Origin of the sequence: Pseudomonas plecoglossicida NBRC 103162 = DSM 15088 (assembly GCF_000730665.1) — a bacterium.
Classification (GTDB): Bacteria; Pseudomonadota; Gammaproteobacteria; order Pseudomonadales; family Pseudomonadaceae; genus Aquipseudomonas; species Aquipseudomonas plecoglossicida.
In genome coordinates this window covers 102827-115062 of the sequence record NZ_BBIV01000018.1, presented here as the reverse complement: position 1 = coordinate 115062, position 12236 = coordinate 102827, and the positions used below count along the sequence as shown (strand labels likewise).

The following is a 12236-nucleotide window of genomic DNA, read 5'->3' as shown; positions in this document are numbered from 1 at the left end:
GCGATAGGGCCAGTGCAAACAGCATCAACCCTCGCTCAATGCCCCGACCACCTGATCGACACTGGCCTTCAAACCGGCCACCGCATCCTCCGGATCACTCTCCACCACCAGCAGCTTCGCCCCGCTGGCCTTGATCACCTCGACCACCGCTGCCTCCGGCTGCCGGTGGTCGAGCACCAGTGCCACATCCTGCTCCTTCAAGTTGTCGCCCAACGCCTTGAGCGCCGCCTCATCCCACTTGCCCTCGGCGGGCAGCGGCTGTTGCACCACATCCAGGTTCAGCCCGCTGGCCAGGTAGCCCAGGCGCTCGGACAGGCTGACCACCGACAGGTTGTCGACCTGCGCCAGCTTGGTCTGGCTGTCGGCCGTCAACGCCAGCAACTGGCGCTTGAGCCCCGCCAGGTTGCCCTGGATCCGGGCCTGATCGACCGGTGCCAGGCGCTCCAGATCATTGGCCAGCACATCGGCCATGCGCCCCAGATTGCTCGGGTTGAGCCAGGGGTAGGCCGCGTAGGCATCGTCGCCGCTCACGGCGATGCCCGGTAATGCGCCGTCTACCGGGCGTGCGGCGTCGATCTCGACGATCCGGATGTTGCTGCGCCTGGCCATCGGATACAGCGGGTCGTCGCGCCAGATGGACCGCACGCCAATCACTGCATCCGCCTGCTGCGCAGCCTTGGCCAGGCTGGCGCCACCACGGCTGCTGAAGTACGCCGGCTGGCGGCTGGCCGGCAGGTTGGCGGGGGCTGCGCGGGTGAGCTGCACCGACGTGCCGGCAAGCAGAGCAGTGGCCAGGCTGTGGGTCACGGGCAGGGTGGTCAGCACTTGCGTGGCGCCCGCCAGCGAGGGCAGGCTGGCCAAGGTCAGGGCCAGGGTCAGATGTTTGAGGTTCATGCCGGGTTTCCTTGCAGGCGTGGAACGAGTGCGCGGGCCAGGGCGGCGAGGGCGAAGCAGATACCCGCCACCAGGATGATCGCGGCGCCGGACGGTACTGGCAGGTCGAACATGATCGGCAGCAGGATGCCCAGCAACGTGCTCAAGGTGGCGATCAGCACCGCGATGAAGAAAAACCCCTTGAGCGACTGGCTGACCAGCCGTGCGGCAGCGGCCGGAATCACCAGCAGGGCACCGACCAGGATCGCCCCGATCACCTTCACCGAGGCCACGGTGACCAGGGTCACCAGCACCACGAACAGGTAGTCCAGGGTCTTCACCGCCACCCCGCGCACCGCCGCCAGCTGCGGGTTGAAGCTGGCCAGCATGATGCGGTTGTACAGCGGCAGGGCCAATGCCAGCACCAGCACCGCGACGATGCCCAGCACCACCAGGTCCTGGGCGCTGACGGTCAGCACCGAACCGAACAGCACGTTCTCGAGGATGTGCACGTTGATCTTGCCGGCCAGCATCAGCAGCAGGCTGGCGCCAAGTGCCAGCGACACCGAAAGGAACACGCCGATCAGCGTGTCCGGCGACAGCCCGGTGCGGTTGCGCAGGAAGTTGAGCAGGAGGCCGAACAGCAGGCAGTAGCCGAACAGGCTGCCATACGGGCCGGTGTACGGCTCGCCGAGCAGGATGCCGATGGCAACGCCGGTGAGTGCGGCATGGCCGACGGCCTCGGAGAAGAAGGCAAAGCGCTTGACCACCACCAGGGTGCCCAGCCCGCCCAGCACCGGGCCGATCATCAACCCGGCCAGCAGCGCGTTGATCACGAAGCCGTAGGCCAGTGCCTCCGGCAGGTAGCCAGCACTGGCCCATTCCTGGACCAGTTGGCGAAATGCTTCATAGCTCATCGGGCAAGGCTCTCGCTGCGCGGGTTGACGGAGAACAGGCCGAGCAGGCGCTCGGGGGTCAGGGCCTGGGCGGGTGGGGCGTCGAACAGCACCCGGCGGCTCAGCCCTGTGACCCGGTCGGCCAGGCGCAAGACCGCCTCCAGGTCATGTTCGATCCACAGCACGGTGGTGCCGGCCAGGCGCCAGCTCAGCAACAGCTGCTCGAACACCTGGATGCCGGCTTCATCGAGGGCCGACATGGGCTCGTCGAGCACCAGCAACTGCGGCTCGGGGATCAGGCCCTGGGCCAGCAGCACGCGCTGGCGCTCGCCTCCGGACAGCGCGCCCATGCGCCGCTTGCGTTTGTCGAGCATGCCCACCTGCGCCAGCGCTGCGTCCACGGCCGGACGCACGTGGCGCGACAGGCCAAGGAAGGCCGGGCGCCGTTGGCACATGGCAGCCATGAAGTCGTCCACGGTCATCGGCAGGCCACGGTCGAACTCCAGCGCCTGGGGGACGTAGCCGACTACCTGGCGCTCGCCGGGCCAGTGCAGGGTCAGCTGGCCCTGGTGCGGCATCTGCCCGAGCAGGGTCTTGATCAGCGAACTCTTGCCCCCGCCATTGGGCCCGACGATGGCATGCACGCTGCCGGCGGCGACGCTGAAGCTGACCTGTTCGAGGATGCGCGTGCGGCCCAGGGTCAGGTCGATGCCGGCAAAGTCGATGCGTGGGCCACCGGGCGTGACAAGGTGGGCGGCGGCGGTCATGCGCGGTTCTCCTGGATGGCGCGGACCACGGTGTCGAGGTTGCGCTTCATCTCCACTTCGTACTTGTCCTGGGTGTATTCGCCATAGGAAATGTGCGTCAGCGGGTACAGGCGTACGCCGGATTCGCGCTGGATGGTCTCGACATAGGCCGAGGGGAAATCCATCTCCGAGAAGATCACCTTGACGTCCAGCGCCTTGAGCTGGTCGATGGTCTTCTTCAGTTGTGCCGGGCTCGGCTCGATACCGTGGGCCGGCTCGACCACCGCGGTCACTTCCAGGCCGAAGTCGCGCACCAGGTAGTCGTAGGCGGCGTGGATGGTGGCCACGCGGAAGGTGGCATCGGGTGCTTCGCTGACCTTGGCCAGGGCCTCGGCGCGCAGGGCGCGCAGGCGCTTGGCATAGGCCCGGGCGTTCTGCGTGTAGAACTTGGCGTTGTCCGGGTCGAGCTTGCCCAGTTCGCGGGCGATGTTGTTGACCTGGGCGATGGTGGTGCTGATCGACAGGAAGGTGTGCGGGTTGACCACCTTGCCGGCGCCGCGGGCGGCGATGCCGGTGGCCGCCAGCAGTGGCACGTTCTGGTTGGCCTCGATGGTCTTGATGTCGGGCTTTTCGCTGGCGGCGATCATGCGGTCGGCGAAGTCGTCATGGCCGACGCCGTTGAGCACCACCACGTCCAGGGTGCCGATGCGCTTGATGTCCTCGGCCCGTGGCTCGTAGGCGTGCGGGTTGAAGCCCGCCGGGATCAGCGGTACCACTTCGGCCTTGTCGCCGACGATGTTGCTCACGTAGCTGTAGTAAGGGTGCAGGGTGATACCGATGCGCAGGGGTTTGCCGGTATCGGCCAGGGCCAGCACGGGGAAGGCGCAGGCCAGCAGCAGGGCGAGGGCGGAACGGAACATGAAGAAATTCCTTGAGTTCAGTGACGGTGTTCGCGGGTGACCCCGGCGTCGTAATGGCTGACAACCTGCTGCCAGCCCGCCGCGATCAGCGCAGCCTGGCCGAGGTCGTCCGGGGCCAGCGCCGCGCTGTCACGGCGTAGCCAGACATCGGCCTGGCCGTTGCCGTCGCCCGGCAAGATCAGCAGAAAGCTGCCGGCGATCGCCGGCGCCTGGCTCAGGCCCAGGTAGGCGCCGGTCGGCAGCCACGACCACTGGTGGCGCCCCCGGCTCTGGCTGCCGGCGTCCACCACGAACGGCGGCAGGCCTTCTTCGGCCAGCGCGTCCACGGCGGGCACTTCGGCGTTTTCTTCGCGCAATAGCTGGATCTCGTCGAACGCCACCCGCAGGTCGGTGTAGATGCCCTGCTCGGCGGCGCTGAGGTCGCGGCGCGCATCGATCTGGTGGCTGGCGATGGCCTGTTCGTCCTCACGCTCGCCACGCAGCAGCACCACAGAGCTGGCAACAGCGAGGATCAGCAGGCTGACCAGCAGCACATAAAGGGTTTCATGCCCGGCACCGGCGGGGCGTACCACCTGGGTACGGCTGGGGCTCGGGCCGCTCATGGCTGCGCGATGTCGGCATGGTCGACTTCCACCACGTGCCCGGGGCCGGCGTCGAACAGTACGTAGAACTCGCCGTCGGGGCGCTTGAAGGTCAGGGTCGAGTCCTGGCCGAGCTTGCCACCAACCAGCACTTGCTCGTCGTAGCCGATCACATCCAGGGTCACCCCCGGCGCGCCGCTGCCATCGGAGAAACCGCCGGTGCATTTGACCTCGCCGCCCGCGACCTCTTCGCATTCGCACATCGGGTTATGGGCCAGCGCCGGGCTTGCAGCCAGGGCCAGCAGGGGCAGGGCGAACCTGCGCATCAGGTGCTTCATTTCTTGCCTCCTTGTTTTTCGAGCCAGGTCACAGTGGCGGGGGACGCCTTGGCCAGAGGGACCGACGCCTGGTGCAGGCTGCCATCCCAGCCTTCGATGGTGATCCACACCTCGGCATCGGGCCGGGTGCGGGGCGGTATCGGCAGGTTGGTGCCCATGCGGTACGGCGCACCGAAGAAGATGGTGCCGGCGGCGCGCAGACTGCGGGGCTTGCCGATGCGCAGGTAGACCGCCTTCACATCATTGATGCAGGCCTTGCACAGGGCGGCGTTGAAGCTCTTGAAGTAACCGGCCGGGCCGTCGGCGCGGGGGGCTTCGTTGCGCAGTTCGGCGAGGTCGAGGCGGTAGGGGCCGACCTGGATGTCGCTGATCGGGTTGGCGCCCAGGCCAGCATCGCCGCGAAACAGCGCGGCATCGGCAAAGTACTTGGGCATGAAGCCCAGCGGGACGAGGATCAGCAGGATATTCAGGTGGAAGCGCCACTTCAGCCACCACTGCTTGAGCGGGCTGGCGGGCAGGGCAGGGGCCTGGCTCATGGGCGGATCTCCACGGTGGTGTCGCTGTGGGCCTTGCGTGGCGTGCGCTCGCTGCGCTTGAGGGCGGCGGCGGTGGCCTGGGCGGTGCGCTTGGTCCAGATCAGCAGGCCGCTGAACACCATCAGGGTCAGGACCAGGCCGAAGAAGAACCAGATCAGCTTGATCGGCAGGCCGCCAAAGTCGCCGGTGTGCAGCGGTCGCATGGACTCGGTGACGAACTCCAGGGTGGAGCGGTCGCTGATCACGAACTGGCTGTCGACGTTGCGGGTGTAGGGGTTGACGCTGGCGCTCTGGAGCATCAGCGGGTACCAGCCGGGGCCGCCCAGGGTGATATGGCTGTAGGCGGTGGCCGGCAGCATGATGAAGTTGACCTCAAGGCCCGGCACCGCAAGGCCCGCCAGGCGCGCTGCCTCATCCACGTCGATGCGCGGCGCCGGGCTGCCATCGGCGGTTTGCGGCACGTCCTCGCGGGCGATCACCGGCACGATCGGTTCGCTGGAAATCGAGATGTGGTTGTCGAACAGGATGGCCTGGATCAGGAACCAGGTGCCGGTGATGGAAATGACCGCGATGAACCAGATCGACCAGACCCCGGCCAGGCGATGCAGGTCGCCCCAGAAGATGCGTGGCCCGTGGCCGGTGCGCACCGGCTTGAAAAACCCTTTCCAGAATTTCTTGTACACCACCAGCCCCGTCACCAACGACGCCAGCATCGGCAGGCCGAGCAACGAGACCAGGTACCAGCCCCAGCTGAAACCGTTGGTGAAGGGCACCAGCCACCAGCCATGCAGGGCACGGGTGAAGGCCTCGAAGTTGAAGTCCGGGACCTTGCCCTGGATCGCTCCGGTGTACGGGTTCACGTAGAGCGTGGGGCTGCTGCCATCGGGGTAGGTCACGCCGGCATTGAGGGCGAAGTGCGAGCCGTCGGGCTGACGCAGCGAGCGGACCACCAGGTCCGGTTCGGCCTTGTGCAGGGCATCGAGCACTTGCTGGAAGCTCAGGCGTTCGGCGTTGTCGTCCGGCTTGCTGGCCCGCACATCGGGGTTGGCCAGCCAGACGATTTCCTGGCTGACCACCGCGAGCATGCCGGTGAAGCAGACGATCAGCACGAAGAACCAGATCGGCAGGGCGAGCCAGCTGTGGACCAGGAACCACAATCTGGACTTGGATTTTTTCGGTGATTTGGCCATCGGTCGGTCTTCTGAAAAGGAGGGTCGAGCACAGGCCCAACCGCTGGGGCTGCATTTATAAAGACGAATGAGAATGAAAATCCTGCAAGGTTAAGTGCAAGCAGATGTTTCAAGACGCAACAAAACTGGCAAGGCGTCATGGCGAGGGGGGCTGCTGGCACTAAAGGTCTGCACAGGGCGGCCGATAGGAAGGCCAACGCAAGGACTCATTTCAACGCAGGGACAAACACATGACAGGTATTGCAGCAATCTCCATCGGCGCCGTGTCGCCGGCTCCTACGGCTGTTATGGCCAGTGAGACCGAGAAGGTTGAAGAGGGCCAGGGCAAGACCGTTCAGGCCGACACCTCGAAGCTGCGCGGCAGTGACCAGGCGCAAGGCGCACAGGGCAGCGAAGCGAGTAGCGAGCCCGCGCACATCAAGCAGCTGCGTGAGATGATCAAGAAACTGCAGCAGCAGTTGGTCGAGGAGCAGAAGCAGCTGGCGGCACTGATGGCGCAGAAGATGGACGAGACGTCCAAGCTGGCGGCGGTAGGGGCCAAGCAGGCGAGCATCGCCACGCTCAATGGCGAGATTCTGCAGGCTACCGCGCAGTTGCTCGAAGCCTTGCAGAAGACCGGCGGCAACAGTGCTGGCGGGATGGTCAGCACCCAGGCCTAGGTTTGCCGTGCAGGCGCGGGGTGCCCTATCGCCGGCAAGCCGGCTCCCACAGGTCCACCACAGGCTTCGAAAGCCGCGCCTTGACTGTGGGAGCCGGCTTGCCGGTGATGGGGCCTCCGGCAAGCCCGATCCCGCGTTTTACTCGGTCGCCAGCCGGGTCTTGGTCTGCCGATCCGACTTGTACTGCATCGCCACCGCCGGTGCCGGCTTGGCTGCGCCGGTTTCCAGCCACTGGCGCATGCGGCTGGCATCGGCGAAGTGGGTGTACTTGCCGAAGGCGTCGAGGATCACCATGGCCACTGGGCGGTCGTCCATGCGGGTCAACAGCACCAGGCAATGGCCTGCTTCATTGGTGAAGCCGGTCTTGGTCAGCTTGATGTCCCAGTTGCTCTTGTTGACCAGGTGGTCGGTGTTGCGAAAGCCCAGCGTGTAGTTGGGCTTGCGAAACGCTACGGTCTTTTCGCGGGTGGTCGACAGCTCGCTCAACAGCGGGTATTTGCGCGAAGCCATCAGCAGCTTGCCGAGGTCGCGTGCGGTGGACACGTTCTGCGTCGACAGGCCGGTCGGCTCGACATAGCGGGTATGGCTCATGCCCAGGCTGCGGGCCTTGGCGTTCATGGCCTTGATGAACGCCGGATAGCCCCCGGGGTAGTGGTTGGCCAGGGTGGTGGCAGCACGGTTTTCCGACGACATCAGCGTGATCAGCAAGGTCTCGCGGCGATCGAGCTCGCTGCCAAGACGCACCCGGGAATAGACACCTTTCATGTCCGGGTTGTTGGCAATGGTCATGGTGAGCATTTCGTCCATGGGCTGCTTGGCATCCAGCACCACCATCGCGGTCATCAGCTTGGTGACCGAGGCAATGGGCACCACGCGGTCGGCGTGGCTCGAATACAGTTCCTGGTTGGTGTTCAGGTCGATCAGCAGGGCGCTGCCGGAAGCCAGGTGCAGCTTGGAAGGGTCGCGTTGAACCTGGGTCGGGGGTTGTGCAGCAGCGGTCGACGGGAGGGTCGCAGTTCCTGTGAGCAACAGCAGCAGGCTGAGGATGGACAGGGATGTTTTCACGTTGAGGCTCACTAAAAGTTGGTATGTCGTTGGCTGTGCAAGGGTTTCCCCCTAAAAACGCTTGCATTCTGGAGTATGGCTGAACTGCTGTCGAATGCCTTATATCTAAAGGGCGCAACGTGAACGAAATTTAATCCTGTACCAATTCTGTACCAATTAGCGCACTTTCGAGCTTGGCCAATTCGGACCAATCGTTGGCAGAGTTTAGCCATTTCGCGTAGGTGGTGAGCAGGACCTGCACCGAGTGTCCAAGTTGGCCAGCGATGAATGCGGGGTTCATTCCAGACATGAGGCACATCGTGGCATAGGTGTGTCGGCAGTTGTACTGGGGCCTTGAACGAATGCCCAAACTTTCCACTGCCTCGTTGAAGTGACCGCCTGGTGTGGTTGGACCTTTCATGTGCGGCGAGCGCCCGGAAGGTTGGAACACATAGGGAGAGGTTGCCGACACCCGGCGCTTCTGGACCGCCCGGTAGTGGGCGATCTCCTTGGCCCTTTCCAGCGCGGAGATGGCTCGGCTGTTCAGCATGACAGTCCGGGTGTACTTCGTCTTGGTGCGCTCGACGACCTGCCTCTCAACCACGATCCGGCAGATGTGTGCGGTCTTCTTTTCCAAGTCAATCTCGTCCCAACGCAGGGCCATGATTTCGCCTGTGCGCATGCCGGTGTAGAACGCGAACTCGTAGAAAGCGGCGAACACCTGGTTGCACCGCGAGAAGTTCGCGTACATCCATCCGATCACGGCGTCGGCCTCTTCAACGGTGCACGGGTCGACTTGTTTTTTACTTTTCTGCGGCAGTTGAATCGACGCCGCCGGGTTCCTGTCCACCACTTCGTCATAAACCGCCGCGCGGAACATCGCCTTGACCCGGGCGATTGCGGCGCGTTTGACTGTCGGGCTCTTCCATTCGGTCCTTGCGACCACCTCCCTCAGCACCATGGGCGTCACTGCCACCGGAAAATATCTGTTCCCTGGTCGCAAAGGGCAATCCATGAGTGCCAGCCAGGCCGCGTCGGTGTTCCGTCGCTTGGCCAGCCGCGAATGGTCGAGCCATGACTTGCGCAAGGTGGCGCGCACGGCATGGCTCCTTGACCTGGTTCAATGTCCGGTTTGCAGGGGTAGGGCGGTCGTAAAGGGAGTGTTTTATGAATTGGTATGTGCGGATTGCAACGGCTCAGGTTGGCTCGTCGAAGGTTCCAGGTTGGTGCTTTCGATGGACGAGTTAGTGACGCAACTGAGTTTCAAGCTTCAAGACGCAGAGAACGAGATCGACAGGCTAAAGAATCCATGCAAGGCAGGTGGCCCGGAGCAGCATTACCAAGAATCGAACCGCCTGGGAGTAGGCGGCACAAATTACACAGGGGATTGAGACCATGATGATTCGAAAACCAGCAGGGCGGCCATTGGGAGATACCGAATATTTGCTGCAGCAGTGGGGGTGGTGGCGGATGGATAGGGCGGGCATGCCAAGCTATACGTCGCCAACCTTTGCCCTAATGCACCAGGCGGTGCCGCAGCCCTCGACGAGCAAGAACTATTGCATTACCGACGACTGGGCCCTTGCCATAGATAACGCAGTAGCTCGTCTTACTGTTCGCGATCAGCAAATGGGTGATGTTATCTGGTTGTACTACGGGGCCAAATGGCCGATGGTGAGGGTGGGCAAGCACTACGGTATCAGCGAAGGAAAAGCGAGAGCGCTTGTTAGGGCAGGCGCAGCTTGGATTGACTGCTGTGTAAGTGATAGACGCGTCGCAGCTTGAAGTCAGTATGGAAGTTGCTTTGTTTCGAGGCTGACTGAAAGTAGGGGGCTTTAGCAAGCCCCGCTTCCTATGTTGGTAGTTGTGCGCTATTTGCAGAACTTAATTGAAGGGGGAGAGCTTTAAATAATATATTCAAGTTCATTATGCCCGGCTGCAGCTGTATGTTTAGTAATAAATCATGGTAAAGCCGCTATCAGTGGGGGTGACATAGAAATTGAATCCAGCATTTTGCGCCTGCTGCTTTCGTGTTTCAATCCAATCGTCAGATATGTCAGAAAGTATCTTGACGATCTTTGCTATATTCGATGTTTTGCAAAGCACCAGGATCTTGCAGGTTTTATTCGAGTTGCCCCAGAATATTACGGGTTGCCACGATTTGGCTTCGCCGGCTGATAGCAGAGCCTCGAAAAAAGCATGGTCTTCGTTAGTGTCAGCTATGTTGAGAATGTTGCATACAATATTTTCATCTCTTCCGAAAATCATGGCTGTAATCCTGTTGTTTACCTAGTGAGTGGGTTTCCATTGCCAGTGTCGACGGTGGTTGATCTGGGCTGCCTGGCAGCTAATTCAACAGATAGTTTTCTAATGTCTTCGTAACGTCTGGGGTTTTCGATTAAATCCTCAACTTTACCTATTGGCATGATGCCGCCACTAGGAAGTATTAAGTACTCCGTTGCCCAGTACCCGAGGACTAGTGGTTTATCAAATGTTTCGTCCATTGTGATGCCTCGCTCGGAGCGGGCTGCTACTCTAAACGAGCCACCTGGTAGAACGTATCCGTCATATTTTCGCTGCGATTCCAGATTTGTAATTTGACCGCGCAGAGAGTTAAGTTGCTGCTGTGTTCTGAGATTGTTGACCCTTGCGATATCCGCTTGCAAGGCAGCTATTTCTGGATTGCTACTCGCTTCTTCGGGTACGGGAGGCACGGCGGGAGTGTCACCCAGGGCTGTATCTGCTTTTTTTAACTCGAGCTGAGTGTTTAAATAGGTTATAAGCGATTTATAATTTTCTTCTGAGGAGCTCAATAACTCAGGGGAGCTTACTGGGGCGCCCGCTTGAAGTGTAGTGCCAGAAGTTTCATCGAATGTAAGTGATACAGTGGCGCCTTGAATGCTGAAAGTACGTGTGATTACTCTAAGTATGGTAGGCTCAGAGCTAATTGAAGCCATATAAGCAAGGGAGGTTTTTTGTCTGTTTGCCCAAGTCCAGAGGATCTCATTCATGATCTGGTCCGGCAAACCTTGGCTGGTCGCATCTTTGAGTACTACCGATCCAGTAGCACCCTGCGCACCGCTGGCGGCGAGTGCAACAGGTACTGAATTTAGTGGGATTGCAAGTCCTAACGAGCCGCGGTTATCGACTGAAAAGTTGTAGCTTGGAAATGCGGCTTTAGAGGGACGATAAAATGAAGGAGGATCAACTTGAGTGAAGCTGTTGGAGAAAAAATAATTGTACTGCTCTTGGCTTATTGGAATTCGAGCATAACGATTTACAAGAGGTAGAAATCCCTTTTTTTCCCACGTTTCCATTTCGGTGTTAATTGAGTTGTTTGAAATGTAAATGTCACCGGGTCTAATATCCTCCTCCAATGGATAGATGGGCATGACCTGGCTCGCGCGAACCGTCATACTCCAATCTTTAGCCACTCGTTCAAGCGAATTTTTTGGGGCTATTAGTCCGCAGGATGTCAAGGCGGCAGCAAGTGAAATCAACGTCATGGGCATGATTTTTTGACGCATAGATGCCACCCTCTGCCTGGCCGGCAATGTGTTAAGACAGGAACAGATTATCTACTAGATCAACTACTACAAAAGCATTTATAGCTCAGGGTTTTTGAGGCATAACTGGCATGAAAAAAAACAATTACTCATTGTTGTTGGATTGTTTTTTTCTATTGGTGCTTTTGGTTCGATTTATTTTGTTCCTAAATTCTTAAAGAGGCCGGATGTGGTTTTCCAGTCAGCGAAAAGGGAATGGTGAAAAAGTACTTTTCCGCGCGGAATAACTCTGTTTTCATAGCAGCGTGTGTTGCTGTGAACGCAGCCCGACGCTTTCCAAAAGTCGACCATTGAGTCGGTTTTTTTTGTCCCTATTTTGAGCCCCGCCATTGTGCGGGGCTTTTTGTTCTCGGCCCTACGCCTGCTCCTTGCTTCCAGCGGATGCCGGTGTCGTAGGAGCCGACTTAATTAAGGAATACAAATGAACAACGAGCATCAGGCGCTCGCAGATGTGCCCCTGTGGCTGTTGGTGCTATTGAGTATGGCTGGATTGTCTGGGGAAATGTTGCGGGCATCGGGGGCAGATTTGAGCCTGCGCCAGATTCTGCAGAGGGTTGCACTTCGTTTCCTTGCATCTGGTTTGCTCGGCATGGCGACACTGCTGCTTGCCATGGCTCTTTGGAGCAACCTCTATCTCGCTGCAGGGCTGGGAATCGTTATCGCTGTGATCGGTGCTGACGTTGCAGGCGGACTGTATACCCAGTTCCTGGCAAAACGCGCTGGAGTTCAAACCGAAAAGTAATCTGGGGGCAGCATGATCGACTTGAAACTTGATATCGACAGCGTGCCTCTGGCCCGCGAGATTTCGGACATTCAGCGAAAGCAAATCCCCTTCGCCCTGATGCTCGCGCAGACGCGCCTGGCCACCAATCGCATCAAGCCGGGCA

At 60.4% G+C, this 12236-nt stretch carries 16 protein-coding genes; 4 read left to right on the top strand and 12 right to left on the bottom strand.

Going from position 1 to position 12236, the window contains the following annotated elements:
- Positions 1–24 precede the first annotated feature (24 nt).
- Genes PPL01S_RS12970 through PPL01S_RS12935 form a run of 8 tightly spaced genes read right to left on the bottom strand, consistent with a single transcriptional unit; the run spans position 25 to position 6080 of the window.
- Positions 25–894 (bottom strand): metal ABC transporter solute-binding protein, Zn/Mn family, encoded by an 870-nt coding sequence (locus PPL01S_RS12970; RefSeq protein WP_016391177.1) that lies wholly within the window; start codon positions 892–894, stop codon positions 25–27.
- A complete protein-coding gene (locus PPL01S_RS12965; protein ID WP_016391178.1) occupies positions 891–1790 on the bottom strand; it encodes a metal ABC transporter permease in 900 nt (299 codons plus the stop codon). The genes PPL01S_RS12970 and PPL01S_RS12965 overlap by 4 nt, the downstream gene beginning before the upstream one ends.
- Entirely contained in the window at positions 1787–2536 is a 750-nt protein-coding gene (locus PPL01S_RS12960; RefSeq protein WP_016391179.1) for a metal ABC transporter ATP-binding protein, read from the bottom strand. The genes PPL01S_RS12965 and PPL01S_RS12960 overlap by 4 nt, the downstream gene beginning before the upstream one ends.
- Positions 2533–3435 (bottom strand): metal ABC transporter substrate-binding protein, encoded by a 903-nt coding sequence (locus PPL01S_RS12955; protein ID WP_016391180.1) that lies wholly within the window; start codon positions 3433–3435, stop codon positions 2533–2535. Before PPL01S_RS12955 ends, PPL01S_RS12960 begins: the two co-directional genes overlap by 4 nt.
- 17 nt (positions 3436–3452) lie before the next feature.
- Complete coding sequence (locus PPL01S_RS12950; RefSeq protein WP_016391181.1) at positions 3453–4037, bottom strand: DUF6162 family protein; 585 nt, start codon at positions 4035–4037, stop codon at positions 3453–3455.
- Positions 4034–4354 carry a hypothetical protein gene (locus tag PPL01S_RS12945; protein WP_016391182.1) on the bottom strand — a complete coding sequence of 107 codons (321 nt, stop codon included), beginning with the start codon at positions 4352–4354 and terminating at the stop codon, positions 4034–4036. Before PPL01S_RS12945 ends, PPL01S_RS12950 begins: the two co-directional genes overlap by 4 nt.
- Entirely contained in the window at positions 4351–4890 is a 540-nt protein-coding gene (locus PPL01S_RS12940; RefSeq protein WP_016391183.1) for a PA2404 family protein, read from the bottom strand. The genes PPL01S_RS12945 and PPL01S_RS12940 overlap by 4 nt, the downstream gene beginning before the upstream one ends.
- Positions 4887–6080 (bottom strand): PepSY-associated TM helix domain-containing protein, encoded by a 1194-nt coding sequence (locus tag PPL01S_RS12935; RefSeq protein ID WP_016391184.1) that lies wholly within the window; start codon positions 6078–6080, stop codon positions 4887–4889. The genes PPL01S_RS12940 and PPL01S_RS12935 overlap by 4 nt, the downstream gene beginning before the upstream one ends.
- Before the next feature lie 230 nt (positions 6081–6310).
- On the opposite strand from PPL01S_RS12935, the gene PPL01S_RS12930 reads away from it, so the two are divergent.
- Positions 6311–6739, top strand: coding sequence for a hypothetical protein (locus PPL01S_RS12930; RefSeq protein WP_028625600.1), 429 nt, complete (start codon positions 6311–6313; stop codon positions 6737–6739).
- A 138-nt stretch (positions 6740–6877) separates the two neighbouring features.
- Here PPL01S_RS12930 and pbpG read toward each other — a convergent pair whose 3' ends face one another.
- Both pbpG and PPL01S_RS26040 read right to left on the bottom strand, forming a co-directional pair.
- Positions 6878–7804, bottom strand: coding sequence for a D-alanyl-D-alanine endopeptidase (pbpG, locus tag PPL01S_RS12925; RefSeq protein ID WP_028625599.1), 927 nt, complete (start codon positions 7802–7804; stop codon positions 6878–6880).
- A gap of 130 nt (positions 7805–7934) precedes the next feature.
- Positions 7935–8882, bottom strand: a complete 948-nt coding sequence (locus PPL01S_RS26040) for a tyrosine-type recombinase/integrase (RefSeq protein WP_415639441.1) — start codon at positions 8880–8882, stop codon at positions 7935–7937.
- Between PPL01S_RS26040 and PPL01S_RS25670 the strand changes: the two genes are divergently transcribed.
- Both PPL01S_RS25670 and PPL01S_RS12910 read left to right on the top strand, forming a co-directional pair.
- On the top strand, positions 8863–9174 hold the full coding sequence (locus PPL01S_RS25670; RefSeq protein ID WP_028625598.1) for a hypothetical protein: 312 nt from the start codon (positions 8863–8865) through the stop codon (positions 9172–9174). The genes PPL01S_RS26040 and PPL01S_RS25670 overlap by 20 nt on opposite strands.
- Before the next feature lie 4 nt (positions 9175–9178).
- Positions 9179–9568 (top strand): antiterminator Q family protein, encoded by a 390-nt coding sequence (locus PPL01S_RS12910; protein WP_028625597.1) that lies wholly within the window; start codon positions 9179–9181, stop codon positions 9566–9568.
- A gap of 165 nt (positions 9569–9733) precedes the next feature.
- Here PPL01S_RS12910 and PPL01S_RS12905 read toward each other — a convergent pair whose 3' ends face one another.
- Positions 9734–10051, bottom strand: a complete 318-nt coding sequence (locus tag PPL01S_RS12905) for a hypothetical protein (protein WP_016392098.1) — start codon at positions 10049–10051, stop codon at positions 9734–9736.
- Between the two features lie 17 nt (positions 10052–10068).
- Positions 10069–11310, bottom strand: a complete 1242-nt coding sequence (locus tag PPL01S_RS25110) for a hypothetical protein (RefSeq protein ID WP_144062859.1) — start codon at positions 11308–11310, stop codon at positions 10069–10071.
- Positions 11311–11770: 460 nt separating this feature from the next.
- Between PPL01S_RS25110 and PPL01S_RS12900 the strand changes: the two genes are divergently transcribed.
- Complete coding sequence (locus PPL01S_RS12900) at positions 11771–12091, top strand: phage holin family protein (protein WP_016392097.1); 321 nt, start codon at positions 11771–11773, stop codon at positions 12089–12091.
- The last annotated feature ends 145 nt before the right edge of the window (positions 12092–12236 follow it).